At 40.1% G+C, this 22,556-nt stretch carries 14 protein-coding genes; 13 read left to right on the top strand and 1 reads right to left on the bottom strand.

Features of this window, described 5'->3' with window-relative positions; all coding sequences use genetic code 11:
- Positions 1-57: 57 nt before the first annotated feature.
- The 13 genes from FC093_RS16135 to FC093_RS16075 all read left to right on the top strand — a co-directional run bounded on the left by FC093_RS16135 (position 58) and on the right by FC093_RS16075 (position 21,471).
- Positions 58-3,342, top strand: a complete 3,285-nt coding sequence (locus tag FC093_RS16135) for a glycoside hydrolase family 2 TIM barrel-domain containing protein (protein ID WP_137262838.1) — start codon at positions 58-60, stop codon at positions 3,340-3,342.
- A 614-nt stretch (positions 3,343-3,956) separates the two neighbouring features.
- Positions 3,957-7,058 (top strand): SusC/RagA family TonB-linked outer membrane protein, encoded by a 3,102-nt coding sequence (locus FC093_RS16130; protein ID WP_206106593.1) that lies wholly within the window; start codon positions 3,957-3,959, stop codon positions 7,056-7,058.
- 20 nt (positions 7,059-7,078) lie between these two features.
- Positions 7,079-8,503 (top strand): RagB/SusD family nutrient uptake outer membrane protein, encoded by a 1,425-nt coding sequence (locus FC093_RS16125; RefSeq protein ID WP_137262836.1) that lies wholly within the window; start codon positions 7,079-7,081, stop codon positions 8,501-8,503.
- 55 nt (positions 8,504-8,558) lie between these two features.
- Entirely contained in the window at positions 8,559-9,974 is a 1,416-nt protein-coding gene (locus FC093_RS16120; RefSeq protein WP_137262835.1) for an L-fucose/L-arabinose isomerase family protein, read from the top strand.
- A 346-nt stretch (positions 9,975-10,320) separates the two neighbouring features.
- Complete coding sequence (locus tag FC093_RS16115) at positions 10,321-11,145, top strand: transketolase (protein WP_137262834.1); 825 nt, start codon at positions 10,321-10,323, stop codon at positions 11,143-11,145.
- A 48-nt stretch (positions 11,146-11,193) separates the two neighbouring features.
- Positions 11,194-12,150 carry a transketolase family protein gene (locus FC093_RS16110; RefSeq protein WP_137262833.1) on the top strand — a complete coding sequence of 319 codons (957 nt, stop codon included), beginning with the start codon at positions 11,194-11,196 and terminating at the stop codon, positions 12,148-12,150.
- Between the two features lie 128 nt (positions 12,151-12,278).
- Positions 12,279-13,934, top strand: coding sequence for a DUF5060 domain-containing protein (locus tag FC093_RS16105; protein ID WP_137262832.1), 1,656 nt, complete (start codon positions 12,279-12,281; stop codon positions 13,932-13,934).
- A gap of 2 nt (positions 13,935-13,936) precedes the next feature.
- Complete coding sequence (locus FC093_RS16100; RefSeq protein ID WP_137262831.1) at positions 13,937-14,887, top strand: D-ribose ABC transporter substrate-binding protein; 951 nt, start codon at positions 13,937-13,939, stop codon at positions 14,885-14,887.
- Positions 14,859-15,527, top strand: a complete 669-nt coding sequence (locus FC093_RS16095) for a DUF2291 domain-containing protein (protein ID WP_240743330.1) — start codon at positions 14,859-14,861, stop codon at positions 15,525-15,527. The genes FC093_RS16100 and FC093_RS16095 overlap by 29 nt, the downstream gene beginning before the upstream one ends.
- The gene (locus FC093_RS16090; protein WP_137262830.1) at positions 15,527-17,032 is read left to right on the top strand and encodes a sugar ABC transporter ATP-binding protein; all 1,506 of its coding nucleotides are present in this window, start codon (positions 15,527-15,529) and stop codon (positions 17,030-17,032) included. The genes FC093_RS16095 and FC093_RS16090 overlap by 1 nt, the downstream gene beginning before the upstream one ends.
- 9 nt (positions 17,033-17,041) lie before the next feature.
- Complete coding sequence (locus FC093_RS16085; protein WP_137262829.1) at positions 17,042-18,031, top strand: ABC transporter permease; 990 nt, start codon at positions 17,042-17,044, stop codon at positions 18,029-18,031.
- 87 nt (positions 18,032-18,118) lie between these two features.
- The gene (locus tag FC093_RS16080; protein WP_137262828.1) at positions 18,119-19,609 is read left to right on the top strand and encodes an FGGY family carbohydrate kinase; all 1,491 of its coding nucleotides are present in this window, start codon (positions 18,119-18,121) and stop codon (positions 19,607-19,609) included.
- Positions 19,610-19,821: 212 nt separating this feature from the next.
- A complete protein-coding gene (locus FC093_RS16075; RefSeq protein ID WP_137262827.1) occupies positions 19,822-21,471 on the top strand; it encodes a glycoside hydrolase family 28 protein in 1,650 nt (549 codons plus the stop codon).
- A 3-nt stretch (positions 21,472-21,474) separates the two neighbouring features.
- Here FC093_RS16075 and FC093_RS16070 read toward each other — a convergent pair whose 3' ends face one another.
- Entirely contained in the window at positions 21,475-22,512 is a 1,038-nt protein-coding gene (locus FC093_RS16070; RefSeq protein ID WP_137262826.1) for a LacI family DNA-binding transcriptional regulator, read from the bottom strand.
- Between the last annotated feature and the right edge of the window lie 44 nt (positions 22,513-22,556).

Here is a 22,556-nt window from a genome sequence, read left to right as displayed (position 1 = left end):
GATTTCTTTAGGATTTATAACTCCAAAATGGTTCAATCATATAAATAATTCACATTAATGAAAGGAAGCTTTATTGCAATATTACTTATCTGTTTCAACTTACCTGTATTTGCGCAATTGGTTGATAAAACACCTGCGGCGATCCCTGCCGTACCAACCATCTATGACAGGAAACCGTATGAAGATCCATTGGTGAGTGGCATCAACAGGGATAAATCGAGAGCCACTGCTTATTCATTTACAAACACAGAAGATGCTTTAACATGTAACCGCGATAAAACATCCCGCTATATGAACTTGAACGGCGAATGGGATTTCTCTTTTGCATTAAAGCCGGATGATGCACCCTACAATTTTTATAAAAGCCGTGTGCATGGATGGAAGAAAATTATAGTACCTTCCAACTGGGAGATGCAAGGCTATGATAAACCGATTTACAAAAGCGCCGTCTATCCTTTTCGTCCGGTAAACCCGCCAAATGTGCCTAAAGATTATAACGGTGTTGGCTGCTATCAACGCACCTTTAATTTGCCTGCATCCTGGAAGAATATGAATGTTACACTGCATTTTGGCGGCGTAAGTTCTGCCTATAAGCTATGGATTAATGGAAAATTTGCGGGTTATGCTGAAGATAGTTTCTTACCTTCTGAATTTAATATCACGCCTTATCTGCAGGATGGTGAAAATGTTATTTCGGTTTGGGTGATACGCTGGAGCGATGGCAGTTTCCTGGAAGACCAGGATCAATGGCGATTAAGCGGCATTCATCGCGAAGTATATTTGCTGGCTGAACCAACGTTACGCATTGCCGATTTCTTTTATCAAACAAAACCTGGTAAAGCATATAAAAATTGGACATTAAGCATTCGTCCGCGCATTGATAACTATACCGGCAAAGAAGTGAATGGTTATGTGTTGAAAGTACAGTTGTATGATGATGATAAACAAACTGTTTTATCCAGCTCATTATCCGTTACTGTTGATTCTATCGTGAATGAAATTTATCCGCGCCTGGATAATGTGAAGTTTGGTTTATTGCAAACAACAATCATCAACCCAAAAAAATGGAGCACCGAAGAACCCAATTTATATACATTGGTTTTATCGCTGCAAGATGCTGCAGGTAATGTGCTCGAAGCAAAATCGTGCAGGCTGGGCTTTCGTTCTATTGAATTTTCAAAGGAGAACAGCAAACTGCTTATTAATGGAAAGCTCACGTATTTATATGGTGTTAATCATCCCGATCATCATCCCACAAAAGGCAAAGCAATAAGCAGAGAAGATATGTTGCAGGATGTAAAAACCATCAAACAGTTCAACTTCAACTGTATTCGTTTCAGCCATTACCCACCTGATCCTTATATACTTGATTTGTGTGATGAATTTGGTATTATGACGATTGACGAAGCCAACTTAGAAACGCATGGTTTGGGTGGTAAACTGAGCAATGATCCAATGTGGACAGGCGCTTATCTGGAACGTATTACACGCATGGCATTGCGTGATAAAAATCATCCTTCCATTATTTTCTGGAGTTTGGGAAATGAGGCCGGTCGCGGACCCAATCATGCGGCAATGGCTGGCTGGATACATGACTTTGATATAACCAGACCGGTGCATTACGAACCGGCAATGGGCAGCCCTAAAGATTCCGGTTATATAGATCCTTCAGATCCGTGTTATCCGAAATCAAATGACCATTCGCATCGTTTACAAAACCCACTCGATCAGTATTACGTGGATGTGGTGAGTCGCATGTATCCAGCATTATACACAGCGCCTTTGTTAATTAATCAGCCGAATGGCGATAAACGCCCTATCTTTTTTTGCGAGTATGCACATGCTATGGGCAACAGCGTTGGCAACATCAAAGAGTTCTGGGATCAGTGGCGCAGTTTGCCAAGAGTAATTGGCGGTTGTATATGGGAATTTAAAGATCAGGCATTGGTGAAAAGAGATAGTTTGGGCAGAGCCTATTATGCGTATGGTGGAGATTTTGGTGGAAAATATCACGACAACTTCACTATAAAAGGCTTGGTTGCGGCGGATGGCAGACCCAAATCGGGCATGTATGAATGTAAGCGTGTTTTCCAGGGAATAGATGCCGATTGGAAAGACAGCACGAAAGGCTTAATTCATTTGATAAACCGTTATGCCGTGATGAACGCAAATGAATTGGTGCCACATCTTATTATCCAAAAAGATGGAAGAGTGATTGTAGATAAAGAGCTAAAGCGTATTGATTTGCCTGCCGGAAAAGACAGTGTACTTGATGTGGCAACCCACATTCCAAAGCTGGATGAACAGGCGGAATATTTTGTTGAACTGCATTTTCTGTTAGCAGCAAATAAGCCTTGGGCAAGTGCCGGTTTTGAAGTGGCTGATGTGCAATTACCATTGAATCATCCGCATTATACCATTAACAAAATACCTGCTGGAAAAATAGATTTGAAGCAGAACGACAGGAGTTATATAATTAACGGTAAAGACTTTACTATACAATTCAGCAAAAGCAACGGTGCTTTATCATCGTACATTCAAAATGATGTACAACAAATTTTTCAACCATTATTACCACATTTTACAAGACCATTAACCGACAATGACAGAAGAGGCTGGAAGCCGCAAAAGCTGTTAAAACAATGGTACGATGCAAAGCCGGAATTGATGAATATGAAAGCGGAGCAGACATCCGGTAATCTTATAAAAATTACAAGTAACTACAACACCATTAAAGATGCTGCTTCGGTAAGAGTTGTGTATTCCATTACAGGCAATGGTATAATAAAAGTGAATTACACACTTAATGCCAATGATAGTTTACCCAACATTCCGAAAGTGGGTATGCAATGTGGCATCAGTCATGCCGATACAACGATACAATGGTACGGCAGAGGTTTGTATGAAAATTATATTGATAAAAATTATGGATTTAATGTGGGTGTTTATCAATTGCCTTTATCGGAATTTGATGAACCGTATGTGGTGCCGCAGGAGAATGGCAACAGAACAGATGTACGCTGGATGTATTTAAAAGATTCGGTAGCTAATAGTGGTTTGTTGATTGTTGCTGACAGTTTGCTTAGCATGAGTGCATGGCGATATACAGAAGGAAACATGAACAATGCAAAGCATACGATTGATCTGAAAGATCCTGGTTTTATTACGCTGAATATTGATTTGATACAGATGGGCGTTGGCGGCAATGATAGCTGGAGCCAGGTGGCAGCACCGTTGGAACAATATCAGATTAAAACAGAAGATTATCAGTATAGTTTTTATATACAACCATACAGCGCTATTAAAGGCAGAGAATTACCTATTCAACAAATAAAGTTTTGATATAGTCTTATTTACATAAAAATATAACATTTATAATGCTGTTGTAATTTCTTCAGGCGTCAAAAAAGATAAATAAGCATTGCATTAAAAATACGCGATAGAAATGAACATGTCCGTAATGAAATGAATAAGCGTGTTTTATTATATGCAGAGGCGCACTTGACGTATATAATTAACGAAAACGTTTACGTAAATAAAGTGTAAGAAGTTGATTTATTTCTGCCAAAATCTGCATAGCATTGCTTTATAAGATGAACTACTGAATTGTAACTATCATCTTTTAGTACATATTCATTCACTGTAATAAGGTCAGGTTGAATAGCTATTGCCGGGGCCTTGATATATGAAAACACTAACAACGATGTTATGCCTTTCGCGCTTCATTGATTGGAATAATTCCTCTTTTAAAAATGATGGAACGGCTGGTATGTGAATAAAATTAAGTTGCTGCCTTTTAACAGGTGTATGTAACAATAAACTTTGGAGTTAATTAATAGAAATACAGCAGTAATGCTATAAGTGCTTTACTAACCATATCATTTCCTATTCATATACAAAAGTAAACATACCGTATGTGTAAAAAGCGACTCTTGCAAAACATATTGCTTATTAGTATGCTAATAACCTTTCTTCAACTACACGCGCAAACCCAGGTTATTTCGGGTAAGGTGCTGGATGATTCTACTCATCAGCCTTTGCCGGGTGTAACCATTAAAGTAGAGAATGAGCAATCATCCACTGCCACTAATGAACAGGGTAAGTTTACCATTGCTGTTCCATCGGATGGCGCTACGCTCCAGTATTCTTCTGTAGGATATGCCAGCGGAGAAATAAATGCGACGACCAACAGCCCGGTAATCATATATATGAAAAGAACCACTGCAAAGCTGGAAGATGTAGTGGTGGTGGGGTATGGTACCCAAAACAGGAGAGCAGTTACCGGCTCTATAGCCACTGTAAAATATGATGATTTTAAAGACCGCACCAACAGCAATATCACGCAATCATTAGCCGGTCAGCTTCCTGGTGTGAGTATCACACAGGCACAAGGTGCACCTGGTTCGTCGCCCATTATAAAAATTCGTGGAACCAGCTCCATTACTGCAGGTACCAACCCTTTGTATGTGGTAGATGGCGTGCCGCTTGAAAATTTTAATCTGAATTACATTAACCCGCAGGATATTGCATCGGTAGATATTTTAAAAGATGCTTCTTCTGCTGCCATTTATGGTTCGAGGGGCGCAAATGGGGTTGTAATTGTAACTACCAAACTGGGTAAAAGCGGGCAATCCGTTGTAGGTGCTACTATCGAATATGGTACGCAGGAAGTAGCACAGCGGGTAAATATGATGGATGCGCAACAGTTCATTCATTATTATGTGGATGCTCATAATAATGCCTGGGTTGCTTTGGATCCGACTACACATTCAGTAGCCGATCCAAATGATGTCAGAACTTCAGCTTACAAAATCCCTGAAGATTTTATCAATAATCCCCAACAATTTGGTAAGGGTACCAATTGGCAGGACGTAATGTTTCGCACGGCTCCTTTGAAAAATGCAATGGTGTCTGTATCCGGTGGTTCAGAAAAAACACAGTTCCTGGTATCTGCGGGCTACTTAGACCAGGATGCCGTTTTAGATGCTAACTACTATAAACGCCTTACGGTGCGTACGAATCTAAGACACAAAATATCTGATCATTTTACTGCGGGTACCAACCTTTCGCTGAGCGGCATATTCGACAGAACCAATGGCACTGCGGGTAAAAGCGATGTGGTAAGCCTGGGCTTGCAAAGCGATCCTGTTTTTCCGGTATATACAGAAACAGGAAGCCTCGGTTTCAGAGATCCTACTTCCACCTGGTACCGGTTTATACCATACAGCGATTTAATTGAGTGGCATCCTTATTCTCTAACAAGAGAAATTGCTCAGAAAAATAAATCGTTTAACACGCTGGCTACCGGTTATCTTGAATATAACATTGTTAATGGTTTAAAATTTAAAACCAGTATCAGTGCTAATTTGAATAACAGTAAGTACGACTCTTATGCCAATGCAGGCTTAGGATATGGTTATTCTTCTGTGCCGCCGGCCCAGGGTGTAACAATAACAAATTATAGCCTCAACTGGTTATCTGAAAATTTGCTTACTTATGATAAAAAGTTTGATCTGCATACGTTCAACGTATTATTAGGTTATACTGCACAGCATGAACGTACAGAATATAGCTCTTTAACTTCCAATAATTTTCCTAACGATTTAGTACCTACATTAAATGCGGGCACAGTTAGTTCCGGTACTTCAACAGCCAGTGAATGGGCATTGCTATCTTATCTTGCCAGGATTAATTATAATTACGCCAACAAATATTTCTTATCAGCCGCCATTCGCCGCGATGGTAGCTCCAGGTTCGGGCTTAATCATCAATTCGGGTATTTCCCGTCTGCATCTGCAGGCTGGTTAGTATCCAGTGAGAAATTTATGGATGATGTACATTTTATCAGCAATCTTAAACTAAGAGCCAGTTATGGTGTTGCCGGTAACAATCAGATTCCTAACTATGGTCCCATCAGCTTACTTACCGCATCCAACTATGTAAGTGGCAGTAACTTAAGCAGCGGACTTACAGTTGCCAATATCAGCAACCCCGATTTGCGCTGGGAAAAAACAAACCAGTTTGATGTGGGTGTTGAAATGGGACTCTTCAAGAACAGGATTTATGTAACTGCAGACTATTATAATTCCATTACTAATAATTTGTTATTAAATGTTCCGGTGCCTGATATTACTGGTTTTTCTACCCAGCTAACGAATATAGGAAGGGTAAGAAACAGAGGATTCGAATTTAGTTTTACTTCCAAAAATCTGGTCAATAAGTTTGAATGGACTACCGATTTCAACCTCTCTCTTAACAGGAATAAAGTATTGCAATTAGGACCCGGCAATGCGCCCTTATTATTTACTGATTATGTGGTGCAGGTGAAAACAGAGGTAGGCCAGCCGGTATCTAATTTTTACGGTTATATTTTCGATGGAGTATATAAAAATCAGGCACAAATTGATGCCTCGCCACATGTGGAAGGTACTACGCCCGGTGAGCCTGTTGTGCGCGATGTGAACCATGATAAAGTAATTGATGCTAACGACCAAACTACATTGGGTAATGCGCAAGCCAATTTCAATGCAGGCATCGTCAATACGTTTAATTACAAAGGCTGCGAGTTTTCGTTTATGTTTCAGGGATCATTTGGTGGAGAAATTACCAACCAGCTCACCCGCTATCTCGGTATCTGGAACGGCGGCCGTAATGCGTATGCAGGTGTTGCCAATTACTGGCGTTCTGAAAGCGATCCTGGCGATGGCATTCATTTCAAACCTTCTATTAACCCAACTGCTATGGAGCAAGGTTTTTCGAGCTATTGGGTAGAAGATGCTACATGGGTGCGTTTAAAAAATATAAGATTAAGCTATGCACTTCCGCAACAGTGGCTTAACAAGCTACCTGTAAAGGGTATAAGAGTGTATGTAAATGCTGAAAATGTATATCTGTGGAGTAAGTACACCAACTACGATCCGGAAAATACGACTTACCCCGCAACGGTTCCTTCTTCCACCTCCACCAATGCATTGCCTACAGGTGCTTTCTATGGAGTGGATTATGGCTCTTACCCGGTACCACGCGTTGTTACATTTGGAGCAAAGCTCAATTTTTAATTAGTAAAAGAGTAATGATAATGAAAGCTAAAAATATAGTACAGATTATTATAGCAGCGGTATGCACCTTAGCATTTAGTTGCAAAAAATCGTTTCTTGACCTTAGTCCTATATCTAATGCCAATGCCAACAATTTTTATAAAACAAAGGCAGATTTTGAGAATGCCATTCATGCTGCTTATGCAACATTGTATGTGATTTACGATCCCGAAGAAGCCGTGTCGTATGGAGAGATACGCTCGGATAATGCAACGCTATATGCCGTAGCAGGTACACAGGCAGATAAATGGGCAATAAGAGATCATACAGAAACGCCAAGCAACACGATGGTGTATCAGTATTGGCGGGACTATTACAAAGCTTTATTTAATATCAATAATGTGTTGGAAAAGATTGATGTTGCGGGCCTGGACGAGGCTTATACCAACAGTGTAAAAGCAGAGATGCTATTTTTACGTGGTTTGTATTATTACAATATGGTGCAGCTTTGGGGAGAAGTACCCATCGTTACAAAAGTAGTAAGTGCAGAAGAAAGCTATAAAATATTACGCTCGCCCGTTGCCGATGTATATGCGCAGATAGTATCCGATTTAAAGTTTGCAGTAGATCATCTTCCGCAGGCAGATGCTGTACCGGCGCCTGGTCGTGCTTCAAAAGGTGCTGCCGAAACAGTGCTGGGCAAAGTATATCTATCCATGGGTGATAAAACGAATGCTGCTGCCGTATTAATGGATGTGTATAACAGTCAGCAATACGAACTATTGCCAGACTATTCCTCCTTATGGGGACCTACCGTTAAAAACACGAAAGAATCCATCTTTGAGATACAGTTTATAGGCGGCTCTGCCAGTACGCCTTACAGTCCTTACTGGACAGCATTTGCGCCTGTTACCAATGGCGTAATTACTGCGTATGGCGGTGGTATCAACCAGGTGACTGATGATTTGTATAATGAGTATGAAACCGGTGACCCCAGGCGGGATGCATCTATAGACACCGGATATACCAATGCAAGCGGCGATTTTGTAGCTATTAAATTCCCTAAAAAATGGGAAGATCGTGGCGCGCCTACCAGTGGCACGCAGGAATTGAGTAGAAATAATTTTATGGTGTTGCGTTATGCAGATGTGTTGTTATTGTTAACCGAAGCCACCGGCGATCCGCAATATATGAACCAGGTTCGAGCCCGCGCAGGTTTAGCTTTATATGGTACAGCCGGTTATCCTTCTGCAACTTATCCCACGTTAGATGCAGCGCTCGAACATGAAAGGAGAGTAGAGCTTGCGTTGGAGTTTCACCGGTATTTCGATCTGATGAGAACAGGCAGAGCCGTAGCTGTACTAACAGCAAAGGGCAAACTGGTTACTCAAGACAGGTTGTTATTTCCTATACCGCAATATGTCATTACTCAAAATCCGGCCATCACTCAAAATGAAGGGTATTAGTAAATAAATACGTGCGATTATCCATATAAATTATTCTAAAAATTAACTATTAAAAATGCGCTCTTTTTATCAACCCACTTTGGGTATTATTATCGGTAACAGGGATTTTTTTCCTGATAGATTAGTAGCTGAAGCAAGGGCAGAGTTGATTGACTTTTTAAAGCAGTTACAAATAAAGCCGGTCATGCTTAGTGATGCAGACACGAAGTTGGGCGGCGTAGAAACCTTTGCCGAAGCACAAAAATGTGCCGCTTTATTTCGTGACCATGCCCGTGAAATTGATGGTGTACTGGTAGTGCTTCCCAATTTTGGCGACGAAAAAGGAGTAGCAGAAACATTGAAGCTTGCCAACCTCAATGTGCCGGTATTGATTCAGGCATATCCTGATAATCTGAATAAACTGGATGTAGTAAACCGCCGCGATTCCTGGTGTGGTAAGATTTCTGTTTGCAATAACTTATATCAATATGGCATTAAATATTCGCTTACTACAAAGCATGTAACATCGTTAAACGACGAAACTTTTAAAAAAGACCTGCTTGATTTTGTAGCTGTTTGTAAGGTAGTAAATGGATTAAGAAGTGTGCGTATTGGCGCAGTAGGTGCCAGGCCTACTGCATTTAATACTGTTAGGTATAGTGAGAAAATATTACAGCGTAATGGCATATCTGTAACGACGGTTGACCTTTCAGAGATTTTGGGCAATGCTAATAAGCTTACCGCAAATGATCAATCGGTAAAAGATAAATTGGAAAAAATTCATGCCTATACATCAACAGGTAAAACGCCGGGTGATAAGCTAATTCAAATTGCAAAACTGGATGTAGTGCTGAGGGAATTTATGGAGGCTAATGCGCTGGATTGCACCGCTATTCAATGCTGGACTTCCTTACAACAAAACTATGGCTGTAATGTATGTACCAGCATGAGCATGATGAGCGAGAATATGCTGCCAAGCGCCTGCGAAGTAGATGTTACAGGTACACTCAGTATGTATGCTATGCAATTGGCCAGCGGCTCTCCCAGTGCTTTGGTTGATTGGAACAACAACTATGCAGACGATGATACCAAGTGCGTTTTATTTCATTGCGGCAACTGGGCTAAATCTTTTCTGCCCGATATACAAATAAGTACGGCGCCTATATTGGGTACTACCGTTGGTACAGAAAACACCTATGGTGCGTTGGACGGGCGCACACCTGCCATGCCACTCACTTACGGGCGCATCAGTACAGATGATTGTAAAGGCATTATTAAAGCTTATGTGGGTGAGGGTGAATTAACAAATGATGAATTAAAAACTTTTGGCAACCGTGCCGTAGCACAAATAAACAATTTACAGGGATTGATGAAATACGTATGCCGTAATGGTTTTGAGCACCATGTGGTAATGAACGCCAGTAAAACTGCCGGTATTCTTAAAGAAGCGCTTGAGAACTATTTAGGCTGGGAAACCTATGTGCACGAATGACTTTTATACAAACTCTAAAGGAGATGATTTTGAATAACAATATACAAGCTACAGGTGTTCGAAACCTGAATGTTGTGTTTGAAAGTAAAGTAATCTCCGTCATTGCGAGCGGAGCGAAGCAATCAGTGGCTGGTAGTATAATCAAGATAAACCATTAGTATTTGCTAACTGCGTAAATCTTGTTATAAAATTCAAACCAAGCTATTAATAATGGTTTACAGCATAGCACAGATTGCTTCACTCCACCCGCAATGACGAGGGATTTGAACACTGATGGTATACAAACTCCTAAAGGAGTTCAATTGGAACAGCCTGATGTGAACCATCAGGAAAAAGTGATAATAAAATGACAACAAAAGAGCTTAAACAAAAATCTATTGAGTATCGTAAGAAAATACTCCAATACATTGTAAAAGCAAAAGCAGGACATACGGGCGGTAGCCTTTCCTGTACCGATATTTTAAATGTTTTGTACAATGAAATCATGAATGTATCACCGCAAAATTTTACTTCGCCAGACCGCGACAGGTATATCCAGAGTAAAGGACACACGGTAGAAGCATTGTTTGTGGTATTGGCAGATAAAGGCTTTTTCCCGGAAGAAGATTTGAATACGTTATGCCAATACAAATCCCATTATATCGGGCATCCAACACGCAAAGTAAATGGGGTGGAACAAAACACAGGTGCATTAGGGCATGGCTTGCCCATTGCCGTGGGTACCGCAATTGCCGCCAAATTGGATAATAAAGATTTCAGAGTATTTACCTTATTAGGTGATGGCGAAATGCCCGAAGGCAGCAACTGGGAGGCTGCTTTAAGTGCCGCACATTATAAGCTGGATAATCTTTGTGCTATCGTGGATAAAAACAATTTGCAGATAACCGCTACTACGGCAGATGTATGTAATACGGATCCGCTGGATGAGAAATGGAAAAGTTTTGGCTGGGCTGTAAAAGAGGTGGATGGCAATGATGTGGAAGCGTTGAAAAACGTTTTAAGTAATCTTCCGTTTGAAGCAGGCAAGCCGAGTTTTTTAATTGCGCATACTACCAAAGGAAAAGGTGTAAGCTACATGGAAAATACTTTAAAATGGCATCATGGTGTTCCTTCCAATGAAGAGTACAAGCAGGCAATACGGGAATTAGAAGAATCATTATTAACTATTTAAAGATGATGTAATAAAGTCCCTTTTTAAGAGGGATTTAGGGAGGCTCTTATGGCAGAACAAGTAAACGCATTACCTTATAAAGCTAATCTGGATATTTATTCCGAAACATTGCAACGGCTGGCGGAAACAGACAGCAATATTATTGCTGTAACCAGCGATAGTCGTGGCTCCGGCAAACTGGTGCCCTTTGGAAAAAAATTTCCTGCACAAATTATTGAAGTAGGCATTGCAGAGCAAAACCTGGTGGGTGTAGCGGCTGGTCTTGCTTCCTGCGGAAAAAAGGTGTTTGCCACCTCCCCGGCTTGTTTTCTTACGGCAAGGGCATTAGAGCAAATTAAGAACGATGTGGCATATAGCAACAATCCTGTAAATGTCGTTGGTATCAGCGCCGGCGTAAGTTATGGCGCTTTGGGCACTACGCATCACAGCCTGCACGATTATGCGGCTTTGAGAGCCATCAACAATATTATCATCGTAGCACCCGCAGATAATTATGAAACAGAACAGGCAATAGAAGTGGCTGCCAAAACAAATGCACCGGTGTATTTGCGCTTTGGCAAAAAGCCTATGCCTCCTTTGAAGGAAACAACTGGTGAAGTGTTTCAGTTTGGTAAAGGGCGTGTAATAACGGAAGGAACGGATGTGGCAATAGTAGCATGTGGCGAAACTGTTTATCCTGCATTGGAAGCTGCACATCTGTTGAAAGAGAAGAACATTACAGCTACCGTTATCAGTATGCATACCATCCGGCCATTGGATACGGATTTGCTGGCGCATGTTGCCCAACAATGTAAAGCGGTGGTTACTGTGGAGGAACATAGTGTATATGGTGGATTAGGAGAGGCCTGCGCTGCTTATTTATTGCAACAGGGTATTTGCAAACCTTTTAAAATCATAGGCATTCCCGATGAATATACCGTTACAGGTTCTCAGGCAGACATTTTTAATCATTATGGAATAAATAAAGAGGGCATCGCAGCACAGGCAATGAAGCTATTGCAATGATTAATGAAAGTCTCATAATTTATAATATAAACATATTTATCTGTTCAATGTACAACCGCAAAGAACACCGGGAATACAAAGAAAAACTACGTGTACGCTGTGGTTAAAAAACAAGCTGTACTTTTCTCATGACGCATACTTACAACATATCACCTGTTTACTCAGTAAAACAAAAAACATTTTTTGTTATTTGTAAAGTATGCCTGTTTATTTTGTTGCCATCCATCTGTTATTGCCAGCAAAAAATTGAGCAATGGAACAGGTTTGAAACATCTTTTACCTACAACTGTAAAACAAACCCTTTTACAGATGTGAAAATCACTGCAACATTTATACACCAGGATACAACACTTACAGTAGAAGGATTTTATGATGGTAATAACCGGTTTGCCATACGTTTCATGCCCGAAAAAACAGGAGCCTGGCATTATGTTACTGCAAGTAATATAAAATCATTAGATAATCAAAAAGGGCAGTTTGAATGTGTAAAAGCCGACAGCAACAATCATGGCATTGTACGGGTTAGCAATACGTATCATTTTAAATATGCTGATGGAACGCCGTTTTATCCGGTAGGCACTACTGCTTATGCCTGGAATCACATGGGTAAACAATTGCAACAAATCACATTGCAATCCTTAAAAGGATCTGGTTTTAATAAATTACGCATGTGCGTCTTTCCAAAGAATTATGACCTCGTAAAAGAAGAACCCGAAATCTTTCCTTTTAATGCAACAGGTGCTGAAAAAAATGCGGAAGGGAATCAACGAAGGAAATGGGACTTCTCTACTTTTAATGTTGCTTTTTTTCAAACATTAGAAAAACAAATTGATTCATTAAATGCTATCGGTATTCAGGCAGATCTTATTCTTTTTCATCCTTATGATAAAGGTCGCTGGGGTTTCGATTCGCTTCCGATGGATGTAAACAAGCGGTATCTTGAATATGTTATGGCAAGGCTTGGTTCATTCAAAAATGTATGGTGGTCTGTTGCTAACGAATGGGATTTGGTTAAGTACAAAACGCATGACCAATGGCTTGATCTGGCTAAATACATTTATGAAAACGATCCCTATCATCACCTTAGCTCTATACATGGCAGCACTGCAAAATATATTGAGTATTGGCTGCCTTATTTTACACATGCCAGTATTCAGGATGAAGCATCCGTAATGCACTGGGGTGCTGCAAGCATCCTGCGCAATGCCTATCAAAAGCCAGTGATATATGATGAAGTAGGTTATGAAGGAAACCTGTTGCAACGTTGGGGACGTTACAGCGGTGAAGAAATGACATACCTGATGTGGATGGGTGCCATTGGCGGCACGTATGTTACACATGGAGAAGCGTATATGTTTCATGATGCGGGCGATACTATTTTTTGGGCAAAAGGCGGAACGTTTAAAGGCACCAGTTGGAAGCGGGCTGCATTTCTTAGAAAAATATTGGAAGCAGGTCCTGGTCCATTAGAGCCTGCAGATATCAGCAGAGATATGCAAACGGCAACGGCCGGTGCAGGGTATTACCTGGTTTATTTTGGAAAAGAAATGAATAAAGATTGGTTTTTTAACCTGCCTGCAAAAAACGGTTCTTACGCAAGGCCAGTTGCAGGCAATCAGTATAAAGTAGAAATTATTGATACCTGGGATATGACTGTTACGCCTTATCCGAAACTATTTACGACAGGTGCAGAAGACGATTATCGTTTTTATGACAAAGACATGCAAAAACTGCAATTGCCCATGAAACCCTATTTGGCTTTGCGCATCACCCAAATACATTAAACATGAAGAACCGCCTTTATATCATTACATGCTTACTGCTGTGTAGCGTATTGTTGGTGCAGTGTGGCAGAAAAAACAATAGCAATAATAAGCAACAGAAAATAGCAGTAGTGATCTCTACCTTAAATAATCCATGGTTTGTTTTCCTGGGAGAGCAGGCTTCAGCAAAAGCACAATCACTGGGTTATGAAACCAGATTGTTCGATTCTCAAAATAATACGGCATTGGAGAGCGATCATTTTGATAACATTATTGTAGAAGGATTTGATGCTATCCTGTTTAATTCTACCGATGCGGATGGTTCGGTTGCCAATGTTCAGAAAGCCAAAACAGCCGGCATCCCTGTATTTTGCATGGACAGGGAGATCAATTCACTCAATGCAGCCACTTCGCAGATATTGTCTGATAGTTATTCCGGCGCTGTATCTATAGGAAAATGTTTTGTGCAGCAGCTTAACAAAAAAGGTAATTATGTGGAACTACTTGGTTTAGTTGGCGATAATAATACATGGGCAAGATCAAAAGGTTTTCATAGTGTGGTAGATAATTATCCCGGTTTAAAGTTAGTTGCCCAGCAAAGTGCCGATTTTGACCGCAACAAAGCCATGGAAGTGATGGAATCTACATTGCAGGCACACCCGGATATTGATGGCATTTTTTGTGGTAACGACGCAATGGCTATGGGCGCTTACCAGGCGTTGCTTTCTGCGGGCAAAGCAGATAAAGTAAAAGTGTTTGGCTTTGATGGTGCTGCTGATGTAATTAATGCCATCAAAGAAAATAAGGTATGTGCCACCGGTATGCAGTTTCCGCTAATCATGGCGCAAACAGCAGCAACATTTGCAGATGAATACATAAAAGGCAAGAGAGACTTTCCCCGGAAAGTACCTGTTGCGGTAGAACTGGTTACAAAAAAGAATGTGGATGACTACATTGCTTATGGCAAAAAATGATAAAAAAGTGGCAATGAATAAGTGGATAAGATATGGTTTATTGGTGCTTGTTATTGCATTGCTGGGATATAATTCTATCTATATCAAAAAACTAAGCGATATAAAGCAGGATACAAGCGGAAAGTTCGGCGTAAAAGCGTTTGTGCAAAAGCTTTGGAAGGAAAAGCTGCCTGCAAAATTGCAAACTGCAGTTACTATAGATACGCTGCAAACTGCCATTCAATCAAATCCTGCAACAGCATTTGAAAAATATACACATGCACTGGCGTTAGGCAATTATCGGTATGCTTTAATAAAAACTATCGCCATTGTTAATGCCGTGAATGAAGATAATGTTGCTATCACTCTTTCAGCTGCGACACCTGTTAAAGCTACATTAGTTACTGAATTTGTATATGGTAATGCTTTGCGCGATGCTTCAGGTTTGATTAGCCTGAAAGATTTTCCCAACACCACAGATTTGAATAGTATTTCGGAAGAACTAAATAAAATTATCAGGCAACAAGTAGTGCCTTCTTTCAAATCTTCTTTACAACCGGGCAATAAAATAGAATGTATAGGCGCAGTGCAATTAAATAAAGAACATATTCATTTTAATGACCTGGAAATAATACCGGTAAGTGTAAAAGTTATATCGTAATGCTGATAGCTAAAAACATAACCAAGAAATTTTCCGGTGTAACGGCACTCAATAATATTTGCCTGGAATTGCACCCTGGCAAGGTAAACGCCATCATCGGCGAAAACGGTGCAGGCAAATCTACCTTAATGAAAATATTCTCTGGCGTACACACGCAATACGAAGGAGACATTATTTATAACGGTAATAAAGTACAGTTTGCCAGTACTAAAGATGCTGAAGAGGCAGGCATTGCCATTATCCATCAGGAATTAAACCTGGTGCCACATTTAAGCATTACGGAGAATATTTTTCTTGGCAGGGAAATAACCAATGCTTTCGGTATACTGAATAAAAAGAACATGTGCGAGCAAACAAAATTGTTGTTGAAGAAGGTAAACCTAAACCTACATCCTGATACACTTATTTATAAATTAAAAGTAGGGCAGCAGCAATTGGTGGAGATAGCAAAGGCGCTGCATACCAATGCCGAAGTGATTATAATGGACGAACCCACTTCAGCCATTACCGACAAAGAGGTAGATAATCTTTTTGCTATTATTGATGAACTCACTGCGAACAATAAAACCATCGCTTATATTTCTCATAAATTAAATGAACTTTTTCAGAAAGCGGATAGATATACAGTTTTAAGAGATGGTGCTACAATAGGTGCCGGTGAAATGAAAGATATTACACATGATGAATTGGTGGAGAAGATGGCTGGCAGAAAAATAATGATTGAAAGAAATACAATGAATGCAGCCAGTAACGAGCCATTACTTCAGCTAAAGAATATTTGTCTGCAAAACCCTGAAAACAGTGGTGATAATGTAGTGCATAATGTATCCTTAACGCTGCATAAAGGAGAAGTCATTGGTGTGTATGGGTTAATGGGAGCAGGGCGCACAGAATTAATGGAAACTATTTTTGGTTTGCATCCTTCACTAAGTTCAGGTGAGTTGTACATGGAATCAAAAAGTAAAAAATTTAAATCACCGGCAGATGCCATCAAAGCCGGTATTATGCTCATTCCCGAAGATCGTAAGTCGCAAGGACTTTGCCTTGACCTGACTGTTCGTGATAATATATGCATCACCGTGTTAGACAAGCTACAGCAATGGGACATTTTCTTAAATAAAAGAAAAGAAACAGCGCTTTCCAAAGCGTATATTCAGCAATTATCCATAAAAACAGCTTCGCAGGAAACACAGGTTCGTAATCTTAGTGGCGGTAATCAGCAAAAAATTGTTTTGGCAAAATGGCTTGCTAAAACCCCAAAAGTATTATTGTTGGATGAGCCTACCCGTGGTATTGATGTGGGTGCCAAATCGGAAATATACAAGTTAATAAAGGAGATGGCTGCCAAAGGGTTAGGCGTAATAGTGGTTTCTTCCGAAATACCCGAAATACTGGCTTTGGCTAATCGTGTGCTGGTAATGTGCGAAGGCAAACTTACCGCCGATATGCCTGTCGCGGAAGCTACAGAATCAAACATGCTTACATACGCTCTTCATCGTAATTAAATTATTAAAATGCTGGCAATAAGTTCTTCCTATTCTTTAAACACTCAACGCCTTAAACGATTTCAATCGCTGATAGCATTATTGTTATTATGTGTGATATTAACTGTGCTATCAGACAAGTTTTTTTCTTCGGAAAACGGCTTAAATGTCTTACGCCAGACTGCGGTGAATATCTGCATAGCTACCGGCATGACGCTGGTTATTCTTACCGGCGGCATTGACCTTTCCGTGGGGTCTATACTCGCGCTGTGCGGAGCGGCGACGGCGGGCTTGCTTAAAAACGGTATGGTGTTACCATCATTAGACATCTTTATAGGCTTTACTGTTTTAGGTGCTATACTGGCTGCCATGCTCATTGGCTGGTTAATAGGATTATTCAACGGCTTTGTTATCACCAAATTCAATGTACCACCTTTTGTAGCAACTTTAGCTATGCTTACCATTGCACGCGGCTTTACTATGTTGTACACGCAAGGGCAGCCTATCAGCAATTTGGGGCAGCAGTTTGTGTACATAGGCGCCGGCTCTTTTTTAGGAATACCTGTTCCGGTATGGATTGCGGCACTGGTGGTGTTGATAGCTGCTTTCATCACACAAAAAACAAAACTCGGGCGCTATATCTATGCTATTGGCGGCAATGAAACGGCTGCAAAATTCTCCGGCATTAACGTTTCAAAAGTGAAGATGGTGGTGTATGCAATGGCTGGTGCAATGGCAGCTATCGGCGGTATCATTGTTACATCACGCTTAGATTCTGCGCAGCCAAATGCAGGTATCAGTTATGAGTTGGATGCGATTGCCGCCGTAGTGATTGGCGGTACTTCTTTAAGTGGCGGGCGTGGCACCGTTTGGGGCACTGTAATGGGCGCCATTATTATTGGTGTGTTGAACAATGGATTGGTATTGCTCAATGTATCGCCTTTCTGGCAACAGGTGGTTAAAGGGGCGGTTATATTGCTTGCTGTAATTATTGATAAGTTAGGCGATAAGAAGGAATAAGGATTGTCTTTATGGATTTTGGAATAAACTGCTTGTCAAAAAGCCAAATGCACGTATGCCTTTATACAAGATGTCTATAAAATATAAATGTCAACGAATAAATATATATTAGCCATAGACCAGGGAACCAGCTCTACCAAATCCATCATATTTGATGAGAAAGGGAAAGCCGTTGCCAAAGGTGTTGAGCCACTGAACACCCGCTATCTGGAGCATGGTTTTGTAGAACAGGATCCTGAAGAAATTTATCAGAATGTATTATCATCGCTAAAAAAATGTTTACAGGATTTTACTGCCAAAGGAAATGTAGTGGAATCCATTCAGGCAGCTGGCATTTCCAATCAAAGAGAAACGTTTGTAGTGTGGGATCAAAACGGCGAACCGCTGCACCCGGCAGTAGTTTGGCAATGCAAGCGCTCTGTAAAGGTTTGTGAAACCCTGCAACAAAAAGGGTTAGCAGATACGGTGCAGCAAAAAACAGGGTTAATTATTGATCCCTATTTTTCAGCTACCAAATTAATATGGCTTTTTCAAAATGAACCACAGGTAAAAAAGGCTATCAAAAATGGCGAAGCTTATTTTGGCACGATAGATACCTGGCTCTTGCATAAATTTACAAATGGCGCATCGTATGCCACTGATCATACCAATGCCTCACGTACTTTATTTTTTAATATTCATTCGCTCACCTGGGATAAAGAACTTATAGCTGCATTTGGATTAACTGGCATTCATTTACCGGAAGTAAAACCTTCTGCTGCATCATTCGGTACCTCCACATTTAATGGATTATTTCAACAGCCCATACCAATTACCGCAATGATAGGCGATTCCCATGCAGCCGCATTTGGTGAAGGTTGTTTTGACTCCGGCACTGCCAAAGCTACAATGGGCACAGGTTGCAGCATATTAATGAATATTGGTGATAAACCGCTGGCTTCTCAAAACGGAATGGTTACTACTATTAACTGGAGTATTGAAGGAAACATTAATTATGCTTTAGAGGGTGTGATTGTTAGCTGCGGCGCCACTATAGAGTGGCTGAAAAATGAATTGCAATTATTCAGCAACAGCAGCGAAACAGAAGTGATGGCAGGTGCAGTAGACGACAATAGCGGTGTTTATCTTATCCCTGCATTTAGTGGGTTGGGCTCGCCATATTGGCAAATGGAAAGAAGAGCTTCCATTACTGGAATGAGCTTTGGTACCACAAAACAACATATCGTTAGGGCCGCTTTAGAATCAGTGGCATATCAAATTAAAGATGTGATTGCTGCTATGCAAAAAGATACTGGTATTAATTTAAAAGAATTGATGGTGCACGGTGGTCTTACAGCCAATCAGTTTATAATACAATTTCTTGCTGATGTTTTAAATAAGCCTGTTCATATTAGTACGATGCCTGATATTTCTGCATTGGGCGCTGCTTATATGGCTGGGCTTCAGATAGGTGTGTATGATAATATGGATGCTTTACGTACGTTGGCTAATACCAAAAAGCAATACGCACCCCATGATACTTTTTTGGCAGAAAGATCTTACAAAGGTTGGTTAAATGCAATCATGAATAATGTTTGATACCCTTACTATTTTTTATTCAAACATTAAGATATTGATGTTATCTGGTTCGTATAAAAATACTCTTAATAATCGCAATACACGTGCTTGTTGTAATGTGCTGTATGGTGTATGTGAAGAAAAAAAGTCTGGTAGGCTACCCGATAAAAACAACATGGAAGAGCAAAACAGTAAAACACTAATAACATTTTGGTTCGATAAGCAATAACACTATGAAATTAATATCTTATTTTTTACACAGGCAGGCACAATTAAAATTCTGGATAATTGTATGTGTTTTAATTGCAAATAAATGTATAGCGCAGCCAATAGTATCTGTGCAACAGCCGTCTTTTAAAACAGATACATTCAACATCTTGAGCTATGGTGCGAAAGCTGATGGACTGATACTCAACACTAAAAGTATTAATGATGCAATAACGGCATGCAATAAAAATGGTGGCGGAGTGGTGCTGGTGCCAAAAGGATTTTGGTTAACGGGCCCATTGGTTTTATTATCCAATGTAAACCTCCATGTTGCTAAAGATGCATTGTTGCAATTCACCTCCGATAAAGATCAGTACGAATTAGTAGCAGGCAATTATGAAGGGTTGCCTGCATACAGAAATCAGTCGCCGCTTTCAGCAAACGGCGCAGAAAACATTGCTATTACAGGTGAAGGTATTGTGGATGGAAATGGAGGCGCCTGGCGTGCTGTAAACCATAAAAAACTTTCCGAGATGGAATGGAAAAAACTAATTGCATCGGGCGGTATTGTAAATGCAGATAGCACACAATGGTATCCTTCAAAAAATTATTTACAGGGTTCACAAACAAAAAACGCTGGGGTTATCGTCTCCGGAAAAACGGCTGCGGATTATGCAGATATTAAAGACTTCTTAAGACCTAATTTACTGGTATTTACCAAGTGCAAAAAGGTGTTGCTCGAAGGCATTACCTTTCAAAACTCCCCGGCGTGGTGCTTGCATCCTTTAATGTGCGAAGATCTGACAGTAAGAAATGTATATGTAAAAAATCCCTGGTATGCGCAAAACGGCGACGGTATTGATGTGGAAAGTTGCAGTAATGTATTGATTGAGAGTAGTACATTTGACGTAGGTGACGATGGCATTTGTGTAAAATCGGGTCGTGATGAAGAAGGCAGAAAAAGAGGCATGCCCACGAAAAATATGGAAGTTAGAAATTGTGTGGTGTATCATGCACATGGTGGTTTTGTTATTGGCAGCGAAATGAGTGGTGGTGCAAAAGATATTTATGTGCATGATTGCACATTTATTGGTACTGATATAGGCTTACGGTTTAAAACAACAAGAGGGCGCGGCGGTGTGGTAGAAAATATTTATGCTTCCAATATCAACATGAAAGATATTGTAAATCAAGCCATACTTTTCGACATGTATTATGCCGGCGACCCATCAATGAAAGACGGTATTCCGCAGGTGGAAACGAAGCCCGTAACAGCAGCTACCCCTGTTTTTAAAGATTTTTATATTGATAATGTTGTTTGTAATGGTGTTTCAAAAGCTGTATTTATTAGAGGGTTGCCTGAAATGCATATCTCCAATATTAACCTCACCAACCTGGTTATGCAGGCAGACAAAGGCATTGATTGCAACGAAGCATCTAACATCCATTTTAAAAATGTTCAGTTAGTAACAAAAGAAACTTCTCCGGTTATTAATGTATTTAATAGCGATACTGTCCTATTTGATAGTATAAGCTACAATAACAATGCAGCCGTATTGTTAAAGCTATCCGGTGGAAAAACAAAGAATATTCATCTTATAAATACGGATACAAACAATGCTCAAAAAACGGTAACGTTTAATGCCGGTGCAAAAGAATCCGCATTAATAAAATAAAGGCTATTTCTTCCTCTTTTTTGACGATTCTCTTATCAGCAATTCCGGTTGTAAAATTTTTCTTTCAAAATCAACAATAGGTCTTCTAGCTTCAATAGTTTTTATTAAAAGCTCTGTTGCAATTCTTCCCATTTCAAATGCAGGTTGCCGTATAACAGAAAGGGAGGGCACAAGCAGATCTGTAAGATCAAGATTGCTGAATCCTATTAATCCAAGCTCGTCGGGGATTTTTATTTTTTTTGCCGTGCAGTAGCGCACAAAATTCGTGGTGAGTTTATCTGAGGCTGCAAAGAATGCATCAGGTGTATTGCTCAACTGCATTGCTTCGTTCATGCTCTGTTCAACTTCTTCGTATATCATTCCGCCATGCCTGCAATATTTAATGAGCGAATTATCCACAGCACATCCGGCATCGGTCAACGCTTTTTTATAACCTGCAAGCCTTTCCTGTGTTATGGATAAATGTTCAGCATTTGCAAGCATGGCAATACGTTTAAAACCACATTTGATTAATTCTGTAGTTGCATCATAAGCACCTTTGAAATTATCAATAGAAATTTTATGTGTTTTTATTTCTTCGACCACGCGATCAAAGAAAACGACAGGAAAACCATTTTTATATAGCTTAGTTATATGATCATAATTACTCGTTTCAGTAGATACTGTAATCAGGCAACCATCAACGGAGTGGGAAGCTAAAAAATTGATATTGTTCAATTCGCGTTCATAGCTTTCCAGGCTTTGCGTAATGATAACGTTATACCCTTTAATGAATGCAACCGACTCAATACCATTAATTATCTGCGAGAAAAAACTGTTCGCAATTTCTGCAATGATGACACCGATGGAACGGGTTCTTTTTTCTCTTAAACTTACAGCTATAGGATTCGGACGATAATTAATACTTTCGGCATAGTCCCTTACCATTTTTTTTGTTGCCTCGCTTATTTCATGACTGTCGTGCAAAGCGCGGCTTATGGTGGAAACTGATAACCCCAATGCTTTAGATATATCTTTCAATTTGGCAGCTTCATACTTCATTTAATAAAATTATTGATTTTATAACTCATAAGGCTTTGTTACAT

Origin of the sequence: Ilyomonas limi (assembly GCF_005233845.1) — a bacterium.
Lineage (GTDB): Bacteria > Bacteroidota > Bacteroidia > Chitinophagales > Chitinophagaceae > Ilyomonas > Ilyomonas limi.
This window is presented reverse-complemented; position numbering and strand designations above follow the sequence as displayed.

What these genes read in the sequence shown, in the direction of transcription:
- FC093_RS16120 (WP_137262835.1), top strand. Translation starts at nt 8,559, where the DNA reads ATGCGCTCTTTTTATCAACCCACTTTGGGTATTATTATCGGTAACAGG.
- FC093_RS16125 (WP_137262836.1), top strand. Translation starts at nt 7,079, where the DNA reads ATGAAAGCTAAAAATATAGTACAGATTATTATAGCAGCGGTATGCACC.
- FC093_RS16115 (WP_137262834.1), top strand. Translation starts at nt 10,321, where the DNA reads ATGACAACAAAAGAGCTTAAACAAAAATCTATTGAGTATCGTAAGAAA.
- FC093_RS16095 (WP_240743330.1), top strand. Translation starts at nt 14,859, where the DNA reads ATGACTACATTGCTTATGGCAAAAAATGATAAAAAAGTGGCAATGAAT.
- FC093_RS16085 (WP_137262829.1), top strand. Translation starts at nt 17,042, where the DNA reads ATGCTGGCAATAAGTTCTTCCTATTCTTTAAACACTCAACGCCTTAAA.
- FC093_RS16075 (WP_137262827.1), top strand. Translation starts at nt 19,822, where the DNA reads ATGAAATTAATATCTTATTTTTTACACAGGCAGGCACAATTAAAATTC.
- FC093_RS16110 (WP_137262833.1), top strand. Translation starts at nt 11,194, where the DNA reads ATGGCAGAACAAGTAAACGCATTACCTTATAAAGCTAATCTGGATATT.
- FC093_RS16135 (WP_137262838.1), top strand. Translation starts at nt 58, where the DNA reads ATGAAAGGAAGCTTTATTGCAATATTACTTATCTGTTTCAACTTACCT.
- FC093_RS16130 (WP_206106593.1), top strand. Translation starts at nt 3,957, where the DNA reads ATGCTAATAACCTTTCTTCAACTACACGCGCAAACCCAGGTTATTTCG.
- FC093_RS16090 (WP_137262830.1), top strand. Translation starts at nt 15,527, where the DNA reads ATGCTGATAGCTAAAAACATAACCAAGAAATTTTCCGGTGTAACGGCA.
- FC093_RS16070 (WP_137262826.1), bottom strand. Translation starts at nt 22,512, where the DNA reads ATGAAGTATGAAGCTGCCAAATTGAAAGATATATCTAAAGCATTGGGG.
- FC093_RS16100 (WP_137262831.1), top strand. Translation starts at nt 13,937, where the DNA reads ATGAAGAACCGCCTTTATATCATTACATGCTTACTGCTGTGTAGCGTA.
- FC093_RS16105 (WP_137262832.1), top strand. Translation starts at nt 12,279, where the DNA reads ATGACGCATACTTACAACATATCACCTGTTTACTCAGTAAAACAAAAA.
- FC093_RS16080 (WP_137262828.1), top strand. Translation starts at nt 18,119, where the DNA reads ATGTCAACGAATAAATATATATTAGCCATAGACCAGGGAACCAGCTCT.